Raw genomic sequence first — 26,407 nt, 5'->3', positions numbered from 1 at the left:
GCCGGCCGGACCAAGGAGCGAACCGATGATCATCGACATGCCGGACACCAGCACGAACGCGGTCGGCAAGCGGCTCGACAGCCTGCGCGAGGAGGGCGGCGCGGTCGCGCTGGGCCGTGTGCTCACCCTCGTCGTCGTCGCCGAGGAGGTGGACATCGAGTCCGCCGTCGAGGCCGCCAACGAGGCCAGCCACGAGCACCCCTGCCGCGTGGTGGTCATCGCACCGCTGGAGGCCCCCGGCCACGACGGCCGGGTCGACGCCGAGATCCGCGTCGGCGGGGACGCCGGGGCGTCGGAGGTGATCGTGCTGCGGTGCTCCACCACCCTGCGCGAGCACCCCGACACCCTGGTGATGCCGCTGCTGCTGCCCGACGCCCCCATCGTCGTGTGGTGGCCGGCCGGCGGCCCCGACGCCCCGGCCGAGGACCCTCTGGGCGCCATGGCGCAGCGTCGCATCACCGACACCACGACGGCCGACGACCCCTGCGACATGCTGGGTCGCCTCGCCGCGTCGTTCACCGAGGGTGACACCGACCTCGCCTGGGCCCGCGTCACCCTGTGGCGCGGCCTCATCGCCGCCGCCGTCGACCAGCCGCCGTACGAGCCCGTGACGGCGGTCCGCGTCGAGGGCCAGCGTCAGCACACGTCCCTGGACCTGCTGGCGTCGTGGCTCGGCGCCAAGCTGCAGTGCCCCGCGAGCGTGGTGCGCACCGGCGACGACCACGCCATCACCCGCGTGGTGCTGGAACGGGAGAGCGGCCCGATCGTCCTGGACCGCCCGGACGGCGGTGTCGTGACGATCACCCAGCCGGGCACACCGGAGCGGCGGGTCGCCCTGCCGATCCGGTCGCTGTCCGAGGCACTCATCGAAGAGCTGCGGCGCCTCGACCCGGACGAGGTCTACGGCCAGGTGCTGCACGCTCTGGACCAGGTCGAGACCACGGAGGAGACCGCAGCATGAGCACCCGACTCGTCGTCGTCCACCCCGACCCCGACGTCCTGGCGGAGGCCGCCGCGGCGCGGCTGCTCACCCGCCTGCTGGACGTCCAGTCGGTGCGCCGCCCGGCGCACGTCGTCCTCACCGGCGGCACCGTCGGCATACAGACGCTCCGCGCCGCGGCGGCCAGCCCGCTGCGGGCGGCCGTGGACTGGTCCGGCGTGCACGTGTGGTGGGGCGACGAGAGGTTCCTGCCGGCCGGCGACGCCGACCGCAACGAGACGCAGGCGCGCGAGGCGCTGCTCGACGACCTCGTGGCGAGCAGCGGGCTGCGCGAGGAGAACGTCCACGCCGTCCCCGCCCGCGGCGACGGACCCGGCGAGGCCGCCACGCCGGAGGACGCCGCGACCTCCTACGCCGCCGAGCTCGCCGCTCACGCCGAGGAGGACGGGACCCCACACTTCGACGTGCTGCTGCTCGGCATGGGACCCGACGGGCACGTCGCCTCGCTGTTCCCGGAGCACCACGCCCTCGAGGCGCCCGGGTACACGGTCGGCGTCCACGGCTCGCCGAAGCCGCCCGCCGAGCGGGTGTCGCTGACCTTCGCCGCGATCGGCCGGGCCGAGGAGGTCTGGGTCGTCGCCGCCGGCAGCGAGAAGGCGGAGCAGGCCGCGGCGGCGCTGGCCGACGGCCCGATGACCGAGGTCCCCGCCGTGCGTGCCGTGGGACACCACCGCACGCTGTGGCTGCTCGACGCCGCGGCGGCCTCCGCGCGCGGCTGACGGGCAGGCGGGCGGGATCGGCGCACGGTCACGTCGCCCGACCCGCCCGCCGCTTGTCAGCGGCGACGACCGCGCCGCGGGCGGTCGTCAGTTCCGTGACGCGCTCGTCTCCCGGCGGGCGCGAAGGGTCTCCAGCGCCTCCTCGAGCAGCGCCGCCCCGTCCTCGTCCGACCGGCGCTCCTTCACGTAGGCCAGGTGCGTCTTGTAGGGCTCGTTGCGCAACGGCGCCGGCGGGTTCGCGGGGTCCTGACCCGCCGGGAACCCGCAGCGGGGGCAGTCCCACTGCTCCGGCGGCTCGATGTCCTCCAGCGCCGCGAAACTCGGTCGCGTCTCGTGCCCGTTGAGGCACCAGTAGGAGACCTGGTTCCGGGGCGCGGGGACGCCGCGCTCCTGCTCTCCCATCGGTCCTGCGCCGACCCGCGAACCGCGGATGGCATGTCCGGCAGATGCCACGTGTCGTCCTCACCTTCGAGTCTGCGGGGCCGATCCCCGCGGACGATCCTCGTGCCCGGCGGCACCCCCGTACCCGCCCGGCGCCGCTCCCCCGGCGGTCCGACCGTCAGCTCACGCGTGTGGCGACCCCGAGCAGGACCACGACCACCGACCACACGACGGCGATACCCACCGTGATGCGGTTCAGGTTGCGCTCGGCCACGCCGGAGCTGCCCGCCCCGCTGGAGATCCCGCCCCCGAACATGTCGGACAATCCCCCGCCCTTCCCCTTGTGCATGAGGATGAGCAGGATCAGGAAGGCGCTGGTGAGCACCAGCAGCACGTTCAGGAAGATCGTCAACGCTGCGAACATCGTGTCCTCGGCTCTCGGCCGCCTCTCGGCGGGCTGTCGGCGCCGGGATTGCCCGGCGCGGTCAAGACTAAGTGACGAACGCCTCCCGTGGCGAACCCCGGTCTTGACCGGGGCACGACCGCCACGGGAGGCGCGGCCCGCACAGGACCCACGGTCCCGTGCCGGCGGGTCAGGCGACGTGCGACTGGTACCGCACGATCTTGGCGAACTCCTCGGCGTCCAGGCTGGCACCGCCGACGAGCGCGCCGTCGACGTCCGGCTGGGCCATGATCTGCGCGACGTTGCCCGACTTCACCGAGCCGCCGTACAGCACGCGCACGCCGCCGGCGAGCTCGGCGTCGTACAGCTCCGCGAGCCGGCCGCGGATGGCACCGCAGACCTCCTGGGCGTCCTCCGGCGTGGCGACCTTGCCGGTGCCGATCGCCCACACCGGCTCGTAGGCGACGACGACGTCCTTGGCCTGCTCGGCCGGGACACCCTCCAGGGCCGCGTCGACCTGCGCCAGGGTGTACGAGACCTGGTCGCCCGCCTCGCGCACGTCCAGCCCCTCGCCGACGCAGAGCACGGGGGTGATCTGCTGCGCGAAGGCCGCCTTGACCTTGGCGTTGACGAGCGCGTCGTCCTCGCCGTGGTGCTCGCGGCGCTCGGAATGACCGATCGCGACGTAGGTGCAGCCGAGACGCTTCAGCATCGGACCCGACACGTCACCCGTGTAGGCGCCCGAGGCGTGCGGGGAGAGGTCCTGGGCGCCGTAGCGCACGTCCAGCTTGTCGGCGTCGACGAGCGTCTGCACCGACCGCAGGTCGGTGAACGGCGCGAGCACCGCCACCTCCACCGCGGAGTAGTCGTGCCCGGCGTCCTTGAGGGTCCAGGCGAGCTTCTGGACCGCGGCGATCGCCTCGGCGTGGTCCAGGTTCATCTTCCAGTTGCCCGCCATCAGCGGCGTGCGGTTCGTGGCCACAGTCGTGTCCTTCTGTCGTGCGGATGGGGTCGGGCGGCTCGCGCCGCCAGGAGGTCGACGCGGTTCAGTCGGCCAGGACGGTCAGACCGGGCAGCTGCTTGCCCTCGAGGAGCTCGAGGCTCGCGCCGCCGCCGGTGGAGATGTGGCTGAAGCCGGCCTCGTCGAAACCGAGCTTGCGCACGGCGGCCGCCGAGTCACCGCCCCCGACGATCGAGAACGCGCCCTGTGCGGTCGCGTCCACGATCCCCTGCGCCACCGCGCGGGTGCCGCCGGAGAACGCCTCGAACTCGAAGACGCCCATCGGGCCGTTCCAGGCGATGGTCCGGGCGTCCGCCAGCTTGGCGGCGAACAGCTCGCCCGACGCCGGGCCGATGTCCAGGCCCATCTTGCCGTCCGGGATCGCGTCGGCCTCCACCGTGACGTGCGGCGCGTCGGCCGCGAACGAGTCGGCCGCCACGATGTCGGTCGGCAGCACGATCTCGACGCCGTTGGCCTCCGCCTGGGCCAGGTACTCCTTGACCGTGTCGATCTGGTCGCTCTCCAGCAGCGAGGAACCGACCGAGTGCCCCTGGGCCGCGAGGAAGGTGAACACCATGCCGCCACCGATGAGCAGCCGGTCGGCCTTCGTCAGCAGGTTCGCGATGACGCCCAGCTTGTCCGACACCTTGGACCCGCCGAGCACGACCGCGTACGGGCGCTCCGGGTCGGTCGTGGCGCGGGAGAGGGACTCCACCTCGGTCAGGACGAGCTCGCCGGCGCCGGCCGGCAGGCGCTCGGCGATGTCGTAGACGGACGCCTGCTTGCGGTGCACGACCCCGAAGCCGTCGGAGACGAAGGCGTCACCCAGCTCGGCCAGCTCGCCGGCCAGCTCCTGGCGCTCGGCGTCGACCTTGGAGGTCTCGCGCGCGTCGAAGCGGACGTTCTCGAGCAGCGCGACCTGGCCGTCGGCCAGGCCCTCCACGGTCGACCGGGCGGACTCCCCGACCAGGTCGCCCGCCAGGGCGACGTCCTGGCCGAGCAGCTCCCCGAGCCGGGCGGCCACGGGGGCGAGGGAGAACGCCGGGTCCGGCGTGCCCTTGGGCCGACCCAGGTGGGCCATGACGACGACGCGGGCGCCGGCGTCGGCCAGACGCTTCAGCGTCGGGAGCGCGGCACGGATGCGGCCGTCGTCGGTGATGGTCGTGCCGTCCAGCGGCACGTTGAAGTCGGAACGGACCAGGACGCGCCGGCCGCGCAGGTCGCCGAGCGAATCGATCGTCTTCATGAGCTCACCTCGTGATCAGGTCGGGGTCGGGAGGAGGGTGGTGACACGACGACGTCCGCGGGTCCGCGGGCCCGGCCGTCCTGGGACGGCGGGCCGCGCACCCGCGGACGTCGTGGTCACCTCGGGGTGGTGCGGCTCGTCAGAGCTTCCCGCCGACCAGCTCGGTCAGCGAGACGAGGGAGTTGGAGTAGCCCCACTCGTTGTCGTACCAGGAGACGACCTTGACCTGGTTGCCGATCACCTTGGTGAGCTTGGCGTCGAAGATGCTCTGGTGCGGGTCCGTGACGATGTCCGAGGAGACGATGTCGTCCTCGACGTAGGACAGCACACCCTTGAGCGGGCCCTCGGCAGCGGCCTTGACCGCGGCGTTGACCTCCTCGACCGAGACCTCCTTGGGGGTCTCGAAGGTGAGGTCGGTCGCCGAACCGGTGATCGTGGGCACACGCAGCGCGTAGCCGTCCAGCTTGCCCTTGAGCTCGGGCAGGACCAGGGCGACGGCCTTGGCGGCGCCCGTCGTGGTCGGCACGATGTTCTGCGCGGCCGCACGGGCACGGCGCAGGTCCTTGTGCGGACCGTCCTGGAGGTTCTGGTCACCGGTGTAGGCGTGGATCGTGGTCATGAGGCCACGCTCGATGCCGATCGAGTCGTTGAGGGCCTTGGCCAGCGGCGCGAGGCAGTTCGTCGTGCACGAGGCGTTCGAGATCACGTGGTGCGCGGCCGGGTCGTACTGGTCGCTGTTGACGCCCATGACGAAGGTCGCGTCCTCGTTCTTCGCCGGGGCGGAGATGATGACCTTCTTCGCGCCGCCGTCGATGTGCGCCTTCGCCTTGGTGGCGTCGGTGAAGAAGCCGGTGGACTCGATGACGATGTCCGCACCCAGCTCGCCCCACGGCAGGTTCGCCGGGTCGCGCTCCGCCAGAGCACGGATCTTGGTGCCGCCGACGATGATGTGGTCGTCGTCGAACTCGACCGTCTTGCCGAACCGGCCCAGCACGGTGTCGTACTTGAGCAGGTGGGCGAGCGTCTTGTTGTCGGTGAGGTCGTTGACGCCGACGACCTCGATGTCTGCACCCGACTCCACGAGAGCCCGGTAGTAGTTACGTCCGATGCGGCCGAAGCCGTTGATGCCGACGCGGATGGTCACGTTAGCCCTCCTCAGGGCGCGCCGGATCTGGACCGGCGCACACGGTAGATGCCAATCACTGGCGCGCACATGGCGCGCTGATGAGTTCGGTGCCACCCCGGGGGCCCCGCGACGCGTCGTCCCAGGAGCACAGTTCCAGGGTCACACCGTCGTCACCTGACGGCTCCGAGCCTATACCCATCCGTTGCCGGACGCCGACCTCGGTGCAGCGTGAGACAGGTGGGCCGACCACCTGGCCGGGGTCACAGGTCCAGCAGGTCCGCGCTCAGCCCGGCCTCGGTGTCGGGGATACCCAGCTCCATGGCGCGCTTGTCCGCCGTGGACAGCAGCCGGCGGATACGGCCCGCCACCGCGTCCTTGGAGAGCTGGGGCTCCGCGAGCCGGCCCAGCTCCTCCAGCGAGGCCTGCTTGTGCGACAGCCGCAGCTCGCCGGCCTGGCGCAGGTGGTCGGGCACCTCGTCGCCGAGGATCTCGAAGGCACGCTCCACCCGGGCCCCGGCCGCCACCGCCGCCCGGGCGGAACGGCGCAGGTTCGCGTCGTCGAAGTTCGCCAGCCGGTTGGCCGTCCCCCGGACCTCCCGTCGGGCGCGGCGGTCCTCCCACACGTCCCGGGTCGCGGGCGCTCCCATGCGCCGCAGCATCTCCCCGATCGCCTCGCCGTCGCGCACCACGACCCGGTCGATGCCGCGGACCTCGCGGGACTTCGCCTGGATGCCCAGGCGTCGCGCGGCACCCACCAGGGCGAGCGCGGCCTCCGGGCCGGGACAGGTGACCTCGAGCGCCATCGACCGGCCCGGCTCGGTCAGCGAGCCGTGCGCGAGGAACGCTCCCCGCCAGACGGCCTCGGCCTCGTCGGTCCCGCTGGAGACGACCTCGGGCGCCAGACCGCGGACCGGACGGCCCCGGGCGTCGAGCAGACCCGTCTGTCGCGCCAGGGACTCGCCGTCGCGCACCACCCGGACCACGAACCGGTCGTTCTTGCGCAGGCCGCCCGCCTTGACCACGATGAGCTCGCTCTGGTGCCCGTAGAGGTCCACGATCGCCCGGCGCAGCCGCGCCGCCACCAACTCGCCGTCGAGCTCCGCCTCGATGACGACCCGGCCGGAGATGATGTGCAGACCTCCGGAGAACCGGAGCATCGCCGACACCTCGGCCTTGCGGCACGACGTCCGCGTCACCCGGTGCCGTACCAGCTCGTCCTTCACCTCTGCCGTGAGCGCCATGGCGTCATCCTGCCACGCCCTCGAAGACGTCGTGGTAGGCCGCGGCCAGCCGCAACGGGTCGTGCCGCGAGGTGCCGTCACCCCGGCCGACCTGCCTGATCACGAGGCGGGCACCCAGGTCGGCGGCCGTCCGCTCCAGGTCGCCGCGGTCGTCCACCTGGGACGGGTCGGCCAGCACCGCGTCCACGCGCAGACCCGGGGCGTGCTTGCTCAGGGCCTCGAGATGCTGCGAGGCCGACAGCCCGTGGGTCTCGCCGCGCTCGGCGCTGAGGTTCAGCGTCACGCAGCGCCGGGCCGTGGTCCTGTGCAGGGCCGCGGCGAGCTCGGGCACCAGCAGGTGCACGAGCACCGAGGAGTACCAGGAGCCCGGCCCCATGACGACCCAGTCGGCGTCCAGCACCGCACGGACGGCCTCCGGGCAGGCCGGAGGGTCGGAGGGGACGAGCCGGAGCTGTTCGACCAGCGCGTCCGTGACGGCGACACGGCTCTGGCCCACGACCGTGGAGCACACGTCGCCGTCGGAGACGTCGGCCTCGACCACGAGCGGCACCGACGACATGGGCAGCACGCGGCCCCGCGCACCGAGCAGCCGGCCCACCCAGTCCAGGCCCTCCACGGTGTTGCCCAGGCGCTGCCACAGCGCCGCGATGAGCAGGTTGCCCATCGCGTGCCCGTCGAGCTCACCGTCGGAGGCGAACCGGTGCTGGAGCAGCCCGCTCCAGGTGCGGCCCCACTCGGAGTCGTCGCACAGGGCCGCGAGCGCCATCCGGAGGTCGCCCGGTGGCACGACGCCGAGCTCCTGGCGCAACCGGCCGGAGGACCCGCCGTCGTCGGCCACCGTCACCACCGCCGTCAGGCGTTCGGTCAGCAGCCGCAGCGCGCCCAGGCTGGCCGAGAGTCCGTGCCCGCCGCCGAGCGCCGTCACCGCGGGGCCGCCGGACGACTCCTCCCGGTCGGGCGTCACCGGCCGACCGTGCGTCGTGGAGGACAGGGTCTACTCCTTCCCGAGGTCACGGGTCGTGACCGTCACCCGCTGACCGTCCCGTCGCAGGCGGTCGGCGATCTCCCCGGCGATCGCGACCGACCGGTGCTTGCCGCCCGTGCAGCCCACGGCGATCGTCACGTAGCGCTTCTCCTCGGCCAGGTAGCCCGCCAGCACCGGTTCCAGGGCGGCGACGTAGCGGTCGATGAACTCCTTCGCGCCGGGGCGGCCGAGCACGTACTGGCGCACGGCCTCGTCCTGACCGGTCAGGTGGCGCAGCTCGGTGATCCAGTACGGGTTCGCCAGGAAGCGCACGTCCACGACGTGGTCGGCGTCCAGCGGCAGGCCGTACTTGAAGCCGAACGCCACGACGTTCACCCGGAGCGAGTCGGCGGCGCCCGCCGCCACCGTGTCGCGGACCTCCTTGGCCAGGTCGTGCACCGACAGCTCGGAGGTGTCCACGACGACGTCGGCGCGTTCGGCCAGCGAGGCCAGGATCCGGCGCTCGGCCTCGATACCGTCGAGGATGCGGCCGTCGCCCTGGAGCGGGTGCGGGCGCCGCACGCTCTCGTAGCGGCGCACGAGCACGTCGTCACGGGCGTCGAGGAAGAGGATCCGGTGCGTCACGCCGCTGTCGTGGAGGTGCTGCAGCGCCTGGGCGAGCTCGCCGAAGTACTCCCGGCCCCGGACGTCGACGACGACCGCCAGGCGCTCCACGGACGAACCGGCCTTGGTCATCATGTCCACCAGCGGCACGATCATCATCGGCGGCAGGTTGTCCACGACGAACCAGTCCAGGTCCTCCAGGACTCCGGCGGCCCGGGTGCGCCCGGCGCCGGACATGCCGGTGATGATCAGCACCTCCGGGTCGGCGCGCTTCGGCGCCGGGGTCGCGGCCTCGATCTCGGGGATGCCCTGCGGGACGGTGATGGGCGACGGTTCGCTCATGGACACAGCATGCCAGTCATGACACCGGTGCGGCGTCCGGACTCTCCGCCGCGGACGGCGGCGTGGCGTCGGCGGCACCGCCGGCCAGGGCCTCGACGACCGCCCGGGCGGTCGCCGGTCCCATCCCCTTGACCTCGGCGACCTGCTCGACGGTGGCGGCCCGCAGGCGCTTGACCGACCCGAAGGCGTCCAGCAGCGCCTGCTGCCGCGCCGGACCGAGCCCGGGCACCTCGTCCAGCACCGAGGACACCATCCCCTTGCTGCGACGTTTGCGGTGCTGCGCGATCGCGAACCGGTGGGCCTCGTCGCGCACGCGTTGCAGCAGGTAGAGCCCCTGGGAGGCGCGCTCGAGGATGACCGGGTAGTCGTCGCCGGGCACCCAGACCTCCTCGAGCCGCTTGGCCAGGCCGCACAGCGCCACGTCGGTCACCCCCAGCTCCTCCAGGGCCCGGGCCGCGGCCGCCACCTGGGGCGGGCCGCCGTCGACGACCACGAGGTTGGGCGGGTAGGCGAACCGTCGGCGCTCCTCGGGGTCCGTCTCGGCACCGACCGGGCCGGAGCCGTCGGCCTCCCCGGACGCGTGCCGGTCGGCGAGGTAGCGCTTGAAGCGCCGGCTGATCACCTCGTGCATCGCCGCGGTGTCGTCGGCGGCGCCGTCCCCGGACGGGCCGCGCACGGAGAAGGTGCGGTACTCGCTCTTGCGGGGCAGCCCGTCCTCGAAGACGACCATCGAGGCGGACTGGTAGCTGCCCTGGGTGTGGGACACGTCGTAGCACTCGATGCGCAGCGGCGCCTCGTCCAGGCCGAGCGCGTCCTGGAGCTCGGCGAGGGCCTGGCTGCGCGTGGTCAGGTCCCCGGCCCGTCGGGTGCGGTGCAGCGCCAGCGCCTGCTCGGCGTTCGTGCGCACCGTCGCGGCGAGCTCCCGCTTGTCCCCGCGCTGGGGCACCCGGACGTCCACCTTGGCCCCACGCAGCCCGGACAACCAGGTCGTCACCTCGTCCAGGTCGGGCGGCAGGACCGGGACCAGGACCTCGCGCGGGACCGCGTCCCGGGTGGCGGCGCGTGCCTGCTCCGGCTCCAGGTCACGGTCGCGGACGTCGTCCACGACGCCGTAGACCTGCTGCAGGAGGTGCTCGACGAGCTCGCCGTCGGTCACGTCCTCGACCTTCTCCACGACCCAGCCACGCTGCCCGCGGATGCGGCCCCCGCGGACGTGGAACACTTGCACGGCGGCCTCGAGCTCGTCGCCGACCAGGGCGAAGACGTCAGCGTCGGTGGCGTCGGAGAGCACGACGGCGTTCTTCTCCGTGACGCGCCGCAGCGCCGCCAGGTCGTCCCGCAGCCGGGCGGCCTGCTCGTACTCGAGGTCCTGGGCCGCCCGGGCCATCTCCTTCTCCAGGCGGCGGACGAACCGGCCGGTGTCACCGGCCATGAAGTCGCACAGGTCGCGGGCCAGGTCGCGGTGGTCCTCCGGGCTGATCCGGCCGACGCACGGGGCCGAGCACTTGTCGATGTAGCCGAGCAGGCACGGGCGACCCGATTGCTGGGCACGGCGGTACACCCCCGACGAGCAGGTGCGGACCGGGAAGACGCGAAGCAGCAGGTCGAGGGTCTCGCGGATCGCCCAGGCGTGGCCGTAGGGGCCGAAGTAGCGCGTGCCGCGCCGCTTGGTGCCGCGCATGACCTGGGCCCGGGGGATCTCCTCCCCCATCGTGACGGCCAGGTAGGGGTAGGACTTGTCGTCGCGGTACTTGACGTTGAACCGGGGGTCGTACTCCTTGATCCACGAGTACTCCAGGGCGAGCGCCTCGACCTCGGTGCCGACGACCGTCCACTCGACGGACGCCGCCGTCGTCACCATCCGCTGGGTGCGGTGGTGCAGGTTGGCGACGTCCTGGAAGTAGCTCGACAGCCGCTGACGCAGGTTCTTCGCCTTGCCGACGTAGATCACGCGGCCGTGCGGGTCGCGGAAGCGGTACACCCCCGGGGAGGTCGGGATCTCGCCCGCACGCGGGCGGTAGGTCGCTGGGTCGGCCATGGGCCCAGACTAGGTCAGGGCACCGACGCGGCCCTCAGGCCGCGGGGTCGACCACGTGCAGGGGCGTCGGCTCGACCAGCACCGGGAAGTTCACGCTGCGGGACAGGAAGCACAGCGCGTGCGCCCGCTGGTGCAGCTCCGCGACGACCTCCTCGGTGGCGCTCCCGCCCGGGGCGGCCACGACACGCGGGTGCAGGGTCACGTCGGTGAACTGCCCCTCGCCGCGCGACTCCACGCGCATCGTCCCGGTCGCCGCGTCGCTGTACTCGTGCACGACGACCCCTCGTTCGGCCGCCAGGTGCAGGAACCACAGCATGTGGCACTGCGACAGGCTCGCCACGAACAGGTCCTCCGGCCCGTAGCGGGCGGGGTCGCCCCGGAACGAGGGATCGGCGCTGCCCGGCAGCACGGGCCGCCCCGGCAGCGCGACGTCGTGGTCGCGCGTGTAGGCGGCGTAGGACGTCGTCGCCCCGGCAGCGCTGCCGGGTTCGACCCCCGTCGCGGGCCAGCGGACGGTCACGGAGTACTCGTGGTGGGCTCCCATGGCGACACGGTAGAGCCTCAGGCGGCGTCGTGCTTGGTCGCGCGCGCCTTGGTCGTCCTGCGTCGCCGACCGGCGGGCCGGGTCGCCGCCGGGACCTGCGCCGGGGGTTCGACCGGGACGTCGGGGTGCGCGTCGAGCACCTCCGCGAGGAAGCGTCCGGTGTGGCTCCCCTCGACCGCGGCGACCTGCTCCGGCGTGCCCTCGGCCACGACGAGGCCACCGCCGGAGCCGCCCTCGGGCCCCATGTCGATGATCCAGTCCGCGCTCTTGACGACGTCGAGGTTGTGCTCGATGACCAGCACCGTGTTGCCCTTGTCGACGAGCGACTGCAGCACGGACAGCAGGCGCCGGATGTCCTCGAAGTGCAGGCCGGTGGTCGGCTCGTCGAGCACGTACACGGTGCGCCCCGTGGACCGCTTCTGCAGCTCGCTGGCGAGCTTGACCCGCTGGGCCTCCCCGCCCGACAGCGTGGGCGCCGGCTGGCCCAGCCGCACGTAGCCGAGACCCACCTCGACCAGCGTGGTCAGGTGGCGCGAGATCGCCGGGAACGCGGCGAAGAACTCGGCGGCCTCCTCGATCGGCATGTCGAGGACGTCCGCGACCGTCTTCCCCTTGAAGTGCACCTCCAGCGTCTCGCGGTTGTACCGCGCGCCGTGGCAGACCTCGCACGGGACGTAGACGTCCGGCAGGAAGTTCATCTCGATCTTCAGCGTCCCGTCGCCGGAGCACGCCTCGCACCGCCCGCCCTTGACGTTGAAGGAGAACCGGCCCGGCCCGTACCCGCGGACCTTGGCCTCCTCGGTCTCGGCGAAGATCTTGCGGATCCGGTCCCAGACCCCGGTGTAGGTGGCCGGGTTCGACCGCGGGGTGCGGCCGATCGGCCCCTGGTCGACGTGCACGACCTTGTCCAGGTCGTCGGTGCCGGTGACCCGCGTGTGGCGGCCGGCGACCTGCCGGGCCCCGTTGAGCTCGTTCGCCAGCACCGTGTGCAGGATCGAGTTCACCAGCGTCGACTTGCCCGAACCCGAGACCCCGGTGATCGCGGTGAAGACACCCAGGGGGAAGCTCACGTCGATGTCGCGCAGGTTGTTCTCGCGGGCACCGACGACGGTCAGCTGGCGCGCCGGGTCGACACCGCGGCGCGTCGTCGGCAGCGCGATGGAACGCCGGCCGGACAGGTAGGCGCCCGTCATCGACGCCTCGGTCGCCAGCAGACCGGCGTAGTCGCCGGAGTGCACGACCTGACCACCGTGCTCCCCCGCGCCCGGACCGACGTCGACGATCCAGTCGGCCGAGCGGATGGTGTCCTCGTCGTGCTCCACCACGATCAGCGTGTTGCCCAGGTCCCGCAGACGGGTGAGCGTGTCGATCAGCCGGCGGTTGTCGCGCTGGTGCAGCCCGATGCTCGGCTCGTCGAGCACGTAGAGCACCCCGACCAGGCCGGAGCCGATCTGGGTCGCCAGGCGGATCCGTTGCGCCTCGCCGCCGGAGAGCGTGCCGGCCGCCCGTTCGAGCGTGAGGTAGTGCAGACCGACGTCGAGCAGGAACCCGAGCCGGGCGTGGATCTCCTTGAGCACCTCGCCGGCGATGGCCCGCTCGCGCTCGCCCAGCTCGAGGGCGTCCAGGTACTCCTTCGCGTCCGCGATCGGCAGGCGGGACACGTCCCAGATCGACTTGGAGCCCACCCGGACGGCCAGCACCTCCGGCTTGAGGCGGGCCCCCTGGCACGTGGGGCACGGCACCTGGCGCATGAAGGCCTCGTAGCGTTCCTTCGACCAGTCCGACTCCGTCTCGGAGTGTCGGCGTTCGATGAACGTGACGGCTCCCTCGAACCCGGTCGAGTACTGCCGCTCGCGCCCCCACCGGTTGCGGTACCGCACGTGCACCTTGTGGTTGCGCCCGTGCAGGACGGCCGTGCGGGCACGCTGCGGCAGGGCACGCCACGGCACGTCCAGGGAGAAGGCCATCTCCTCGGCGAGGGCCGCCAGGACCCGTTCGAAGTACTCCGACGACGTCTGGGCCCAGGGCACGACGGCGCCCTCGCGCAGGGTCTTCTCCGGGTCCGGGACGACCAGCTCGGGGTCCACCTCGAGCCGGAACCCGATGCCCGTGCACTCCGGGCAGGCGCCGTAGGGGGCGTTGAAGGAGAAGGTCCGCGGCTCGATCTCGTCGAGGCTCAGGGGGTGGTCGTTCGGGCACGCACGCTTCTCGGAGTACTTGCGGACGCGGTCCAGGTCGTCCACGTCCGCGTCGACGAGCTCGATCATGACGAGGCCGCCGGCCAGGCCGAGCGCGGTCTCCACGGAGTCCGTCAGGCGCCGCTGGACGCCGTCGCGCGCCACGAGGCGGTCGACGACCACCTCGATGTCGTGCTTGAGGTTCTTCTCCAGGCTCGGGGGCGTGGTGAGCTGCACGACCTCGCCGTCGACACGGGCCCGCGCGAAACCCTGGGCCTGCAGCTCGCCGAAGAGCTCGGTGTACTCGCCCTTGCGGCCGCGCACCACCGGCGCCAGCACCTGGTACCGCGTCCCCTCGGGCAGCTCGAGGATCTTGTCCACGATCTGCTGCGGCGTCTGGGCCTGGACCGGCTCGTCGCACACCGGGCAGTGCTGCGTGCCGGCCCGGGCGAAGAGCAGCCGGAGGTAGTCGTAGACCTCCGTGATCGTCCCGACGGTCGACCGCGGGTTGCGGTTGGTGGACTTCTGGTCGATGGACACCGCCGGGCTGAGGCCCTCGATGAAGTCGACGTCGGGCTTGTCCATCTGGCCGAGGAACTGGCGCGCGTAGGCCGACAGGGACTCGACGTAGCGGCGCTGCCCCTCGGCGAAGATCGTGTCGAACGCGAGCGAGGACTTGCCCGACCCGCTCAGGCCCGTGAACACGATGAGCCGGTCGCGCGGCAGGTCGAGGTCGACGTTGCGCAGGTTGTGCTCACGGGCACCGGAGACGACGAGGTGATTGCTCACCGCAGCATCCTACGGCGCGCCGCTGACACTCGTACAGATGTTCCATGTCACCCTGCGGCGCCGGTTTGGCACAGTGGACCTCATGACTGCCCGCGACCAGCGCGCCGACGTCACCGCCGTGAGCGTCGGCCCGATGGACAACAACACCTACCTCGTCACCTGCCAGGCGACCGGCTCCCGGCTGCTCGTCGACGCCGCCGCGGACGCCCCCGCCCTGCTCGAGCTGCTCGACGGCCGGGGCCTCGACACGGTGGTCACGACGCACCGGCACCCGGACCACCTCGGGGCGCTCGCCGACGTCGTCGCCGCGACGGGGGCGCGCACCGCGGCCGGCGCCGACGACGCCGGCGCGATCACGGCCGCGACGGGCGTCGCGATCGACGAGCGGCTCCACCACGACGACACGGTGCGGGTCGGGGCTCTCGAGCTGGGGGTGCTGCACCTGCGGGGCCACACCCCCGGGTCGGTCGCGCTCGCCCTGGACGGGGCCCGCGGGCCGACCCGGTTGTTCACCGGGGACAGCCTCTTCCCCGGTGGCGTCGGCAACACCGATCACGATCCCGCCCGCTTCACGCAGCTCCTCGACGACGTCATGACCCGGATCTTCGAGAGGTTCGACGACGAGACGACCGTGCTTCCCGGCCACGGCCCGGCCACGACCCTGGGCGCCGAACGCCCCCACCTGGCCGCCTGGCGCGAGCGCGGCTGGTGACCACGGACGGCGGAGCGGGACCCGCGCAGCGCGCGGTCTGGTTCGATGAGGGCATGCCGACCTTCGTGGTGACCTACACCTACTCCCCCGACAGCGAGCGCCTCGACACGGTGCGACCCGAGCACCGGGCGTTCCTCGGCGCGCTGCACGACGCCGGCTCCGTGGTCGTGTCCGGTCCGCTGCCGCCCACCGCCGAGGCCGCGGCCGGTGCGCTCATCGTCCTCGAGGCCGACGACGCCGACGCGGCCGTGGGCCTGCTCGACGACGACCCGTTCCGGCGCGAGGGACTGGTCACCGACCTCGTCGTGCGGGAGTGGGTCCCGGTCATCGGGTCGCTCAACCGCTGAGCGACGGCGTTAGTCGCGCTCCGCCTCCAGGCGCTCCCGGGCCGCGAGCGTCGCCAGGCGACGCGTGCGCCACAGGCTGGCCACGGTCGCGACGGCCAGCGCGCCGACGATGACCACCAGCGAGAGCCAGATGGGCACCTCGGGCGCCCACGGCACCGGCGCGCCACCGTTGATGAACGGCACGGTGTTGGCGTGCAGAGCCTCGAGCACCAGCTTGACGCCGATGAACCCCAGGACCACGGCCAGGGCGACCGGGAGGTAGACGAGCCGGTCGAGCAGGCCGCCGAGCAGGAAGTAGAGCTGGCGCAGCCCCATGAGCGCGAAGAGGTTCGTGGCGAACACGATGAAGGGGTCCTGGGTGAGGCCGAAGATCGCCGGGATCGAGTCGAAGGCGAAGAGCAGGTCGGTCGTCCCGATCGCCACGAACACGACGAGCATCGGGGTCCACACCCGGCGGCCCTCGACGACGGTCCGCACCTTGGCGCCGTCGTAGCCCGGGCTGAGCGGCAGCACCCGGCGCAGCGCGCGGACGGCGACGTTCTCCCGGAACTCCTCGTCCTCCTCGCCCCCGACGGCGAGCTTGACCGCCGTGTAGACCAGGAACGCGCCGAACAGGTAGAAGAGCCAGGTGAACTGCTCCAGCAGCGCGGCTCCGGCAAGGATGAACGCGCCGCGCAGCACGAGCGCGACGATGATGCCGACCATCAGCACGTGCTGCTGGTGCTGCCGGGGCACCGCGAACCGGGACATGATGAGCACGAAGACGAACAGGTTGTCGACGCTCAGCGAGTACTCCGTGACCCAGCCGGCGTAGAACTCCCCGGCGGGCTGCGCCCCGCCCACGACCCAGACGAGGAGTCCGTAGACCAGGGCCAGGCCGACGTAGAGGGCCACCCACGCCGCGGACTCCCGCATCGAGGGCACGTGCGGGCGCCGGGCGACGACGGCGAGGTCGACGATCAGCACCGTGCCCATCAGGGCGAGGGAGACCGCCTCGAACCAGACCGGCAGCTCGTGGATCATGCGTCGCTGCCCGGCGACGCGCCCACCCGCTCCTCACGGCGACTCTTGTACAGCGAGGCGACGGTGGTGACCGCCAGGACCACCACGATGAACGACAGCGAGACGGCGGTCGGGATCTCGGGGATGGCCGCGACGTGCTCGCCGCCGTTGACGAACGGCAGCTCGTTGGTGTGCAGCGCGTGGATGACGAGCTTGACGCCGATGAAGCCGAGGATCGCGGCCAGCCCGTAGTTGAGGAAGACCAGGCGGTCCAGCAGGCCGTCGACGAGGAAGTAGAGCTGGCGCAGACCCAGCAGGGAGAAGGCGTTCGCCGCGAAGACGAGGTAGGTCTCCTGCGTGAGCCCGAAGATGGCGGGGATGGAGTCGACGGCGAAGAGCAGGTCGGCGCTGCCGATCGCGATCATCACGATGAGCATCGGCGTGATGTACCGCTTGCCGTCGATCGTCGTCGTCAGCCGGTGCTCGACGTAGTCGTCCGTCGTCGGGAAGACCTTGCGGGTCAGCCGCAGCACGGCGTTCTCGCTGTACTCGTCGTCGTGGTCGGTCCCCGCGCGGGCCTGCGCGATCGCCGTCCAGATGAGGAAGGCACCGAAGACGTAGAAGATCCAGGCGAAGTTCGCGATGAGCGCGGCGCCGGCGAGGATGAAGATCGTGCGCAGCACCAGGGCGATGGTGATGCCGATGAGCAGGACCCGCTGCTGGTGCTCACGCGGCACCCGGAAGCTGGTCATGATCAGCACGAACACGAACAGGTTGTCCACGCTGAGCGACTTCTCGGTGATGTAGCCGGCGAAGTACTCCCCGCCGTACGTCGGCCCCCAGGCGACCAGGACGACCACCCCGAAGAGCAGCGCGACGGCCACGTAGGCCAGCGACCACCAGGCCGACTCCTTCAGCGTCGGAGCGTGCGGGGTGCGCACGTGACCCACGTAGTCGATGGCGAGCATGGCCAGGATCGCAGCGACGGTGACGATCCAGGCCCAGACGGGCACGTCCACGGGTTGACCTCCGGTACGTAGGACAGGGCACCGGAGGTCTCTCTCACCCGGCGTCAGCCGTCACGGGCGGGCGGGCCGAACCGGCGTCAGAGCCGGCCGTGATGACGACCTCACCGCTTGGGAGATACTCCCCTCCTCGGTGCGCCCCAGCATACGTCACGAGGTCGCGACGACCACCGGGGCCCGTCGTCAGGCGGTGGCCTCGCGCATCTGGCGGAGCTCCTTCTTCAGGCCGCCGATCTCGTCACGCAGGCGTGCGGCGACCTCGAACTGCAGCTCACCCGCCGCGGTGTGCATCTGGTCACTGAGCTCCTGGATGAGCTCGGCGAGCTCGTTCGCGGCCAAGCCGGCGAGCCGGTTGCCGGACGTCGCACCCTCCTTCGGCGCACCCGGCACGGGTGCCGCGCCCCGGTCTCCGCGGTCCGGCGCCTTGCGGTAGCCACCCGCCAGCAGCTGGGCCGTGTCGATGTCCTCACGGGCGAGCATGTCCGTGACGTCGGCGATCTTCTTGCGCAGCGGCTGCGGGTCGATGCCGTGCTCGGCGTTGAAGGCGAGCTGCTTGTCCCGCCGGCGGTTCGTCTCGTCCAGGGCGAACTGCATCGCGGGCGTGACCTTGTCCGCGTACATGTGCACCTGGCCGGTGACGTTGCGCGCCGCACGACCGATGGTCTGGATGAGGGAGCGCTCGGAGCGCAGGAACCCCTCCTTGTCGGCGTCGAGGATCGCGACGAGCGACACCTCCGGCAGGTCGAGACCCTCGCGCAGCAGGTTGATGCCGACCAGGACGTCGTACTCGCCGAGGCGCAGCTCGCGCAGCAGCTCCACGCGCCGCAGCGTGTCCACCTCGGAGTGCAGGTAGCGCACCCGCACGTCCTTGCCGAGGAGGTAGTCCGTGAGGTCCTCGGCCATCTTCTTCGTCAGGGTCGTGACCAGGACGCGCTCGTCGCGGTCCACCCGGTCGCGGATCTCGCCGAGCAGGTCGTCGATCTGGCCGGTCGTCGGCTTGACGAGGACCTCCGGGTCGACGAGCCCGGTGGGACGGATGATCTGCTCCACGACGCCGTCGGACATGGACAGCTCGTAGTCGCCGGGGGTGGCCGAGAGGTAGACCGTCTGCCCGATCCGCTCGACGAACTCCTCCCAGCGCAGCGGCCGGTTGTCCGTCGCGCTGGGCAGGCGGAAGCCGTGGTCGACGAGGGAGCGCTTGCGCGACATGTCGCCCTCGAACATGGCGCCGATCTGCGGCACCGTCACGTGCGACTCGTCGATGACGAGCAGGAAGTCCTCGGGGAAGTAGTCCAGCAGGGTGTTCGGCGGCGAGCCTGCCTCGCGGCCGTCGATGTGCCGCGAGTAGTTCTCGATGCCGTTGCACGTCCCGATCGAACGCATCATCTCGATGTCGTAGGTGGTGCGCATGCGCAGCCGCTGGGCCTCGAGCAGCTTGTTCTGCTTCTCCAGGTCGGCGAGCCGTTCGGCGAGCTCGGCCTCGATGGAGGTGACCGCGCGCTCCATGCGTTCCGGACCGGCGACGTAGTGCGTCGCGGGGAACAGGTAGATGCTCTGCTCGTCCCGGACGACCTCGCCGGAGATCGGGTGCAGCGTCTGGATCGACTCGATCTCGTCGCCGAACATCTCGATGCGTACGGCGAGCTCCTCGTACACCGGGATGATCTCCACGGTGTCGCCGCGCACCCGGAACGTGCCGCGGGTGAAGGACATGTCGTTGCGGGTGTACTGCATCTGCACGAACTGGCGCAGCAGGTCGTCACGGTCGACGACGTCGCCGACGGCGAGACGCACCATGCGGTCGACGTACTCCTGCGGCGTGCCCAGCCCGTAGATGCACGAGACCGACGCCACGACGACGGTGTCCCGTCGCGTCAGCAGCGACGACGTCGCCGAGTGCCGCAGCCGCTCGACCTCGTCGTTGATCGAGGAGTCCTTCTCGATGTAGGTGTCGGTCTGCGCGATGTACGCCTCGGGCTGGTAGTAGTCGTAGTACGAGACGAAGTACTCGACGGCGTTGTTCGGCAGCAGCTCGCGGAACTCGGTGGCGAGCTGGGCGGCGAGCGTCTTGTTGGGCGCCATGATGAGCGTCGGTCGCTGGAGCTGCTCGATCAACCAGGCGGTCGTGGCGCTCTTGCCGGTACCGGTGGCGCCGAGCAGGACGGTGTCCTTCTCCCCCGCACGGATGCGTTCGGTGAGCTCGGCGATGGCGGTGGGCTGGTCGCCGCTGGGCCGGTACTCCGAGACCACCTCGAACGGGGCCACGGTCCGCTGCAGGTCGGTCACGGGTCGCATGGCACCACGGTACGGCCCGCTGCCGACATCGACCGACCGCGCGGCTCAGTGCTCGGCGCCCGCCGCGACACGCGGCTCGGACAGCTCGCCCCGCACGGCGGCCGCCGCGGTGAGGACGACGGTTCGCAGCACCCGCGCCGACGCGGCCGGGTCGAGCTGCGCCGCCCGCGGGACGTGCACGAACCCGGATCGCACCCCCGGCCGGTCGGCCACCGCGTGCTGCAGGGCGTAGAACACCGCGTTGCACACGTACGTCCCCGCCGTGTGGCTGGCGACCGTCGGCACCTCGACGCGCTCCGCCGCGCGCAGCGACGCCTTGATCGGCAGCGTCGAGAAGTAGGCGGCCGGGCCGCCGGGGACCACGGCCTCGTCGATCGGCTGCGAGGCGGCGTTGTCCGGGATCCGCGCGTCCATCAGGTTGATCGCGACACGCTCCAGCCGCACGGCAGGTGTCCCAGCCGCCAGCCCCGTGGCCACCACCACGGCCGGCTCGACCTCGTGCACCAGCCGGACCATGGCGCCGGGCCCGTCGGTGAACGTCACCGGGAGCCGCGCCGTCACGAGCTCCGCGCCGTCACGCTCCGCGAGCCAGCCGTCGGCCAGCGCCGTCACGGCCTGCCACGACTCGTTGACGGCGTCACCGCCGAACGGCTCGAAACCCGTCACCAGCACGCGCACACGTCCACCTCCGATCCGGCAGCAGACTACCGGGCGACGGACGTCAGCCCCCGAGCTCCTCGGCCTCCAGCTCCTCGGACACCTCCTGGCGCACGCGCGCCCACAGCTCGTCGACCTGCCGGCGGAGGTCGTCCGGGGACCCGGTCCCGTCCAGGAGCACGTCCGCCTGCGCCCGGCGCTCCCCGTCCCCGGCCTGCGCCGCCACGCGCTCGCGGGCCTCGGTCTCGGGCAACCCGCGCGTCTCCACCAGGCGCGCCACCCGCTGCTCCGCGGGGGTGTCCACCACCACCAGCAGGTGGAACCGGTCCGCCTGCCCCGTCTCGACCAGCAGCGGGATGTCGTGCACGACGACGGCCCGCCGGTCGGCCGCCCCGGCGGCGGCCTCGTGCTCGGCGGCCAGGCGACGGACCTCGGGGTGGATGATCCCCTCCAGCCGACGGCGCTTCTCGTCGTCGGCGAAGACCAGCCGCCCGAGGGCCGGCCGGTCCAGCGATCCGTCGGCCGCCAGGACGCCCGGGCCGAACGCGTCGACGACCTCGGCCAGCCCCACGGACCCGGGCGCCACGGCGTCGCGCGCCAGCAGGTCGTGGTCGATCACGACCGCCCCCAGGTCGGCCAGCCGCTGCGCGGCCACCGACTTCCCGGCCGCGATCCCTCCTGTGAGCCCCATCCGAAACATGAGGACCATCCTGCCCGGACCGTAGGCTTCCCGCCATGAGTGCGAACGGACCCGGCCCGGGCACGGCACGACCGACCGGGGGCCCCGGCGCCGGCCCGATGCGTTCCTTCCTGCAGGACCGGTCGGTCACCGACCGTCGGCTGTCCCGGCCGACGGTGCGCCGCATCCTGGCGTTCGCCCGTCCCTATCGCCGCCACCTGGCGGGGCTCGTGGCCCTGCTGGCCCTGAGCTCCGCGGCGGGGGCCGTCACGCCGCTGCTGTTCCGCCGCATCATCGACGACGGGATCGCCGAGGGCGACCGGCAGCTGGTCGTCGTGCTCGCGGCGGCCACGGTGGGGCTCGCGCTCGCCGGCGCCGGGCTCTCGCTCGCCGAGCGGTGGGTGGCCGCCGTCGTCGGCGAGGGCCTCATCGTGGACCTGCGCACCGCCGTGTTCGACCACGTCCAGCGCATGCCGCTCGCGTTCTTCGCCCGCGCCCGCACCGGCGCGCTCGTGCAACGTCTCAACGGCGACGTGCTCGGGGCCCAGCAGGCGTTCACCGCGACGCTGCAGTCGGTCGTCTCCAACGGGCTCACGGTGGCGTTCACGCTGGCCGCGATGCTCGTCATGTCCTGGCAGCTGACCCTGCTCGCGCTGCTCCTGGTCCCGGCGTTCGTGCTGCCGGCGCGCTGGTTCGGGCGGCGCCTGGCGTCCCTGACCCGCACGACCTACGAGCTGAACGCGGACGTCGGGCAGACGATGAACGAACGCTTCAACGTCGCCGGGGCCCAGCTCGCCAAGGTGTTCGGCGAGCCCGACCGCGAGTCCGCGGCCTACGCCGACCAGGTCCGGCTGCTGCGTGACGTCGGTGTCCGCCGCGCGGTCTACGCGACGTGGTTCCGGGTCGGCCTGACGACGCTCGCCTCCGTCGCCATCGCCCTGGTGTACGGGGTCGGCGGGCTGCAGGCGATCGCCGGGGAGCTCACCGTCGGCACGCTCGTGGCGCTGACGGCCTACCTCGGCCGGCTGTACGCCCCGCTGTCGGCGCTGTCGAACGTGCAGGTCGACGTCATGACGGCACTGGTGAGCTTCGAGCGGGTCCTGGAGGTCCTCGACCTGCGGCCGGCGCTGACCGAGGCGCCGGACGCCGTGGACCTGCGCGAGTCCGTGCGTGCGCAGGGCGCCCGCATCGAGCTGGACGGCGTGACGTTCCGCTACCCCCGGGCCGACGAGGTCTCGCTGGCCTCCCTGGAGTCCGTGGCCGCGGCGCGCAAGGACCCCGAGGAGGACACTCTGCGGGACGTGTCGTTCGAGGTCCCGGCCGGCGCGATGGTCGCGCTGGTGGGTCCGTCGGGCGCGGGGAAGACGACGCTGTCCCAGCTCGTCAGCCGGCTGTACGACCCGACCTCGGGCAGCATCCGGATCGCGGGGACGGACCTGCGCCGGGCCTCGTTCGCCTCGTTGCGCCGCACCGTCGGCGTCGTGTCGCAGGAGGCGCACCTCTTCCACGACACCGTGGCCGCCAACCTGCGCTACGCCCGGCCCGACGCCTCGGACGCCGATCTCGAGCAGGCGCTGAGGGCGGCGCACCTGTGGCGCCTCGTCGAGGACATGCCCGACGGTCTGGAGACCGTGGTCGGCGACCGCGGCTACCGCCTCTCCGGCGGGGAGCGCCAGCGGCTCGCGATCGCGAGGGTCCTGCTCAAGGGGCCGGACGTCATCGTGCTCGACGAGGCCACCGCGCACCTCGACACCGAGTCGGAGGCCGCCGTCCAGGCCGCGCTCGACGTCGCGCTGGCAGGACGCACCGCGCTCGTCATCGCCCACCGGCTCTCGACGGTGCGGCACGCCGACCGGATCGTCGTGCTCGACGACGGGCGCGTGGTCGAGCAGGGCACGCACGTGGACCTGCTCGCGGCGGGCGGGCGCTACGCCGACGTCTACCGCGCGCAGTTCGCGGACCGCGAGAGCTCCTGAGCCCGGACGCCGGTCGCCCCGCGCGAGTCAGGACCACCCCACGCGAGTCAGGCACGCCTGACGGCGCGTCGGATCGGTCGCGGCCGCAGCTCGATCGCTGATCTCGGGGACGGCCCGCCGCCCCGCGCCGTGCCGTGCTGACTCGCGCCGCACGGGACTGACCCGGTGCAGGAGGTGCTGACTCGCGGACGGGCGGACTGACTCGCGGGGAGATCTGCGGACCCGCCCGGGAACGACGACGGCCCGTCGTCCCCCAGCGGGGACGACGGGCCGTCGATCAGGCACCCGGGGGTCGTGCGACCCCCGGGACGCCGGATCAGTTGCCGGTCAGCTTCTCGCGCAGCGCGGCGAGAGCCTCGTCGGACGCCAGCGTGCCGCCGGTGTCCTCCTCCGGGGCCGGGGCGGCCGAGGAGTAGGACGAGGACGACGAGGACGAACCGCCGGAGACGACGTCGCCGGCCGCGGCGTCGGCGTCGGCCGAGAGGGCCGCACGCACCTGCTCGCGGTGCGCCTCCCAGCGGGAGTGCGCCTTGGCGTACTCGGCCTCCCAGGCCTCACGCTGGGTCTCGAAGCCCTCGAGCCACTCGTTCGTCTCGGGGTCGAAGCCCTCGGGGTACTTGTACTCGCCGTTCTCGTCGTACTCGGCAGCCATGCCGTAGAGCGCCGGGTCGAAGTCCTCGGACTCCGGGTCCATGCCCTCGTTGGCCTGCTTGAGCGACAGCGAGATGCGACGACGCTCGAGGTCGATGTCGATGACCTTGACGAAGACCTCGGCACCCACCTGGACGACCTGCTCGGGCAGCTCGACGTGGCGGACCGCCAGCTCGGAGATGTGCACCAGGCCCTCGATGCCGTCCTCGACACGGACGAACGCACCGAACGGCACCAGCTTGGTGACCTTGCCCGGCACGACCTGGCCGATGGCGTGGGTGCGGGCGAAGGTCTGCCACGGGTCCTCCTGCGTCGCCTTCAGCGACAGGGAGACGCGCTCGCGGTCGAAGTCGACGTCGAGCACCTCGACCGTGACCTCCTGGCCGACCTCGACGACCTCGGACGGGTGGTCGATGTGCTTCCAGGACAGCTCGGAGACGTGCACCAGGCCGTCGACCCCACCGAGGTCGACGAACGCACCGAAGTTGACGATCGAGGAGACGACACCCGGGCGCACCTGACCCTTCTGCAGCGTCTGCAGGAAGGTGGAACGGACCTCGGACTGCGTCTGCTCGAGCCAGGCGCGGCGGGACAGGACCACGTTGTTGCGGTTCTTGTCCAGCTCGATGATCTTGGCCTCGATCTCGCGGCCGACGTACGGCGCGAGGTCGCGGACGCGACGCATCTCGACGAGCGAGGCCGGCAGGAAGCCCCGCAGGCCGATGTCGAGGATGAGGCCGCCCTTGACGACCTCGATGACGGTGCCGGTGACGACGCCGTCGTCCTCCTTGATCTGCTCGATCGTGCCCCAGGCGCGCTCGTACTGGGCGCGCTTCTTGGACAGGATCAGACGGCCTTCCTTGTCCTCCTTCTGGAGGACGAGGGCCTCGACGGCGTCGCCGACGGCGACGACCTCGCCCGGGTCCACGTCGTGCTTGATGGACAGCTCACGAGACGGGATCACGCCCTCCGTCTTGTAGCCGATGTCGAGGAGGACCTCGTCGCGGTCGACCTTGACGATCGTGCCTTCGACGATGTCACCATCGTTGAAGTACTTGATGGTGGAGTCGACGGCGGCAAGGAAGTCCTCTTCGGTGCCGATGTCGTTGACGGCGACCTGCGGGGCGGACTTCGTGGTGGAGATGGTCATTGAGTGGTAGCTCCGATGCGGACAGGGCGTAGTACGGACATGGTCGTGGTGCAGCTGTTCCCGGCGGCGCCGTCCCCGTCACGACGTCCGGGTCACGAGGACCGGATCAGCGGGTCGACACACGCGCGCAGGCGCACTGCACCACCGACAATCTTATCCGGGCCACCTGAGGGGGTCAACGCCGCGCAGGCGGCGGGCACGGAGAGTCCCGTCACCCGCCCCCACGGCGCCCCGCTCACGCCAGGGCGCGCGCGACCTCGAGCATCTCGGCCGGGACCTGCTTGACCTTCCCGGCGATCTCCGACAGCGGGACCAGCACGACGTCGTCGCCGCGCAGCGCCGTCATGACGCCGGACTCCCCCGCCGAGACCGCGTCGATCGCCGCGACACCCATCCGCGAGCCGAGGATCCGGTCCGCCGGCGTCGGGGTCCCGCCCCGCTGGACGTGACCCAGGATCGTCACCCGGGTGTCGAAGCCGGTGCGCGCGGCGATCTCGGCACCGAGCCGTTCGCTGATCGCCCCGGCCACGATCTCCCCGAAGGGACCGAGCCGGGTCTCGTAGGTCATGGACGAGCCCTCCATCGGCACGGCGCCCTCCGCCACGACGATGATCGAGAAGCTGGCGTGGGCGCGGTGCCGGTGCTGCAGGAACCGCACGACCCGGTCGATGTCGAAGGGCTCCTCCGGCGCGAGCACCAGCTCGGCGCCGCCCGCGATGCCGGCGGTCGCGGCGATCCAGCCGGCGTGCCGACCCATGACCTCGACGATCATCACCCGGTTGTGGCTCTCGGCGGTGGTGTGGATCCTGTCGACCGCCTCGGTGGCGATGCTCACCGCGGTGTCGAAGCCGATGGACCGGTCCGTGCCCCAGACGTCGTTGTCGATCGTCTTGGGCACGGCCACGATCTTGACCCCGGACTCGGCGACCTTGCTCGCCGCGTGCAGCGTGCCGTCGCCGCCGATGCAGATCAACGCCTCGATCCGCTCCTCCTCCAGCGTCGCACGGACGGCGTCCAGCCCCCCGTCGTCGGCGTGCGGGTGGTAGCGCGCGGTGCCCAGCAGCGTGCCGCCGGTGGGCAGCACGTTGCGGATGTGGGAGCGGGTCAGAGGCATCACGTCGCCGTCGGCGAGGCCGCGCCACCCGTGGCGGAAGCCCACGATGCTGTGACCGTGCTCGCCCTCGCCCCGCTTGACCACGGCCCTGATCACGGCGTTGAGGCCGGGGACGTCCCCGCCTCCGGTCAGCAGTCCTACGCGCACGGTCTTCTCCTCGGTCTCGCGGGGGCGGGCACCCCGAGGTTATCCGGCCCGTGTGTCG

General features: G+C 72.1%; 23 protein-coding genes. 5 read left to right on the top strand and 18 right to left on the bottom strand.

The genetic code is table 11. From position 1 onward, the window contains the following. Window positions 1-25 precede the first annotated feature (25 nt). Entirely contained in the window at window positions 26-961 is a 936-nt protein-coding gene (gene opcA, locus HLI28_RS01385) for a glucose-6-phosphate dehydrogenase assembly protein OpcA (protein ID WP_171245703.1), read from the top strand. Continuing rightward, window positions 958-1,719, top strand: coding sequence for a 6-phosphogluconolactonase (gene pgl / locus HLI28_RS01380; protein ID WP_171245702.1), 762 nt, complete (start codon window positions 958-960; stop codon window positions 1,717-1,719). Before opcA ends, pgl begins: the two co-directional genes overlap by 4 nt. An 87-nt stretch (window positions 1,720-1,806) precedes the next feature. Here the strand turns inward: pgl and HLI28_RS01375 are convergent, their stop codons facing one another. The 11 genes from HLI28_RS01375 to uvrA form a co-directional block, all read right to left on the bottom strand. Continuing rightward, window positions 1,807-2,172 (bottom strand): RNA polymerase-binding protein RbpA, encoded by a 366-nt coding sequence (locus HLI28_RS01375; RefSeq protein ID WP_171245701.1) that lies wholly within the window; start codon window positions 2,170-2,172, stop codon window positions 1,807-1,809. A 106-nt stretch (window positions 2,173-2,278) separates the two neighbouring features. Continuing rightward, window positions 2,279-2,524: a preprotein translocase subunit SecG gene (gene secG / locus HLI28_RS01370; protein ID WP_171245700.1), complete on the bottom strand. Its 246-nt coding sequence runs from the start codon at window positions 2,522-2,524 to the stop codon at window positions 2,279-2,281. Between the two features lie 169 nt (window positions 2,525-2,693). Then, window positions 2,694-3,461, bottom strand: a complete 768-nt coding sequence (gene tpiA / locus HLI28_RS01365; protein ID WP_216077267.1) for a triose-phosphate isomerase — start codon at window positions 3,459-3,461, stop codon at window positions 2,694-2,696. Between the two features lie 88 nt (window positions 3,462-3,549). After that, window positions 3,550-4,749: a phosphoglycerate kinase gene (locus HLI28_RS01360; protein WP_171245698.1), complete on the bottom strand. Its 1,200-nt coding sequence runs from the start codon at window positions 4,747-4,749 to the stop codon at window positions 3,550-3,552. A 139-nt stretch (window positions 4,750-4,888) separates the two neighbouring features. Continuing rightward, complete coding sequence (gene gap / locus HLI28_RS01355) at window positions 4,889-5,893, bottom strand: type I glyceraldehyde-3-phosphate dehydrogenase (protein WP_171245697.1); 1,005 nt, start codon at window positions 5,891-5,893, stop codon at window positions 4,889-4,891. A gap of 242 nt (window positions 5,894-6,135) precedes the next feature. Then, window positions 6,136-7,116, bottom strand: a complete 981-nt coding sequence (whiA, locus tag HLI28_RS01350) for a DNA-binding protein WhiA (protein WP_171245696.1) — start codon at window positions 7,114-7,116, stop codon at window positions 6,136-6,138. Window positions 7,117-7,120: 4 nt separating this feature from the next. After that, entirely contained in the window at window positions 7,121-8,080 is a 960-nt protein-coding gene (locus HLI28_RS01345) for a gluconeogenesis factor YvcK family protein (protein WP_171245695.1), read from the bottom strand. 30 nt (window positions 8,081-8,110) lie between these two features. Further along, on the bottom strand, window positions 8,111-9,046 hold the full coding sequence (rapZ, locus tag HLI28_RS01340) for an RNase adapter RapZ (RefSeq protein WP_171245694.1): 936 nt from the start codon (window positions 9,044-9,046) through the stop codon (window positions 8,111-8,113). Between the two features lie 16 nt (window positions 9,047-9,062). Next, entirely contained in the window at window positions 9,063-11,084 is a 2,022-nt protein-coding gene (gene uvrC / locus HLI28_RS01335; protein ID WP_171245693.1) for an excinuclease ABC subunit UvrC, read from the bottom strand. A gap of 34 nt (window positions 11,085-11,118) precedes the next feature. Further along, window positions 11,119-11,628, bottom strand: coding sequence for an OsmC family protein (locus HLI28_RS01330; RefSeq protein ID WP_171245692.1), 510 nt, complete (start codon window positions 11,626-11,628; stop codon window positions 11,119-11,121). A 17-nt stretch (window positions 11,629-11,645) separates the two neighbouring features. Next, a complete protein-coding gene (uvrA, locus tag HLI28_RS01325; protein WP_171245691.1) occupies window positions 11,646-14,594 on the bottom strand; it encodes an excinuclease ABC subunit UvrA in 2,949 nt (982 codons plus the stop codon). A gap of 82 nt (window positions 14,595-14,676) precedes the next feature. Between uvrA and HLI28_RS01320 the strand changes: the two genes are divergently transcribed. Both HLI28_RS01320 and HLI28_RS01315 read left to right on the top strand, forming a co-directional pair. Further along, window positions 14,677-15,306, top strand: a complete 630-nt coding sequence (locus tag HLI28_RS01320; protein WP_171245690.1) for an MBL fold metallo-hydrolase — start codon at window positions 14,677-14,679, stop codon at window positions 15,304-15,306. A gap of 53 nt (window positions 15,307-15,359) precedes the next feature. Next, on the top strand, window positions 15,360-15,653 hold the full coding sequence (locus HLI28_RS01315) for a YciI family protein (RefSeq protein WP_171245689.1): 294 nt from the start codon (window positions 15,360-15,362) through the stop codon (window positions 15,651-15,653). A 9-nt stretch (window positions 15,654-15,662) separates the two neighbouring features. On the opposite strand, the gene HLI28_RS01310 is transcribed toward HLI28_RS01315, so the two are convergent. From HLI28_RS01310 to coaE, 5 genes are all read right to left on the bottom strand, one after another. After that, a complete protein-coding gene (locus tag HLI28_RS01310; RefSeq protein ID WP_171245688.1) occupies window positions 15,663-16,676 on the bottom strand; it encodes a TerC family protein in 1,014 nt (337 codons plus the stop codon). After that, the gene (locus tag HLI28_RS01305) at window positions 16,673-17,674 is read right to left on the bottom strand and encodes a TerC/Alx family metal homeostasis membrane protein (protein WP_171245687.1); all 1,002 of its coding nucleotides are present in this window, start codon (window positions 17,672-17,674) and stop codon (window positions 16,673-16,675) included. Before HLI28_RS01305 ends, HLI28_RS01310 begins: the two co-directional genes overlap by 4 nt. A gap of 189 nt (window positions 17,675-17,863) precedes the next feature. Further along, window positions 17,864-19,975, bottom strand: coding sequence for an excinuclease ABC subunit UvrB (uvrB, locus tag HLI28_RS01300; RefSeq protein WP_171245686.1), 2,112 nt, complete (start codon window positions 19,973-19,975; stop codon window positions 17,864-17,866). A gap of 45 nt (window positions 19,976-20,020) precedes the next feature. Then, a complete protein-coding gene (locus HLI28_RS01295) occupies window positions 20,021-20,653 on the bottom strand; it encodes a pyroglutamyl-peptidase I family protein (RefSeq protein WP_171245685.1) in 633 nt (210 codons plus the stop codon). Between the two features lie 43 nt (window positions 20,654-20,696). Further along, the gene (gene coaE, locus HLI28_RS01290; RefSeq protein WP_171245946.1) at window positions 20,697-21,332 is read right to left on the bottom strand and encodes a dephospho-CoA kinase; all 636 of its coding nucleotides are present in this window, start codon (window positions 21,330-21,332) and stop codon (window positions 20,697-20,699) included. A gap of 35 nt (window positions 21,333-21,367) precedes the next feature. Here coaE and HLI28_RS01285 point away from each other — a divergent pair, with 35 nt between their 5' ends. After that, window positions 21,368-23,287, top strand: coding sequence for an ABC transporter ATP-binding protein (locus HLI28_RS01285; RefSeq protein ID WP_171245684.1), 1,920 nt, complete (start codon window positions 21,368-21,370; stop codon window positions 23,285-23,287). 316 nt (window positions 23,288-23,603) lie between these two features. Here HLI28_RS01285 and rpsA read toward each other — a convergent pair whose 3' ends face one another. Both rpsA and HLI28_RS01275 read right to left on the bottom strand, forming a co-directional pair. Next, entirely contained in the window at window positions 23,604-25,088 is a 1,485-nt protein-coding gene (gene rpsA, locus HLI28_RS01280; protein WP_171245683.1) for a 30S ribosomal protein S1, read from the bottom strand. A 235-nt stretch (window positions 25,089-25,323) separates the two neighbouring features. Then, entirely contained in the window at window positions 25,324-26,349 is a 1,026-nt protein-coding gene (locus tag HLI28_RS01275) for a 6-phosphofructokinase (RefSeq protein ID WP_171245682.1), read from the bottom strand. Window positions 26,350-26,407: the final 58 nt, after the last annotated feature.

The organism is Isoptericola sediminis, assembly GCF_013085345.1.
In the GTDB taxonomy this organism is placed as follows: Bacteria; Actinomycetota; Actinomycetes; order Actinomycetales; family Cellulomonadaceae; genus Isoptericola; species Isoptericola sediminis.
The sequence above is the reverse complement of the archived record's forward strand: the minus strand, read 5'-3'. Positions and strand labels throughout refer to the sequence as shown.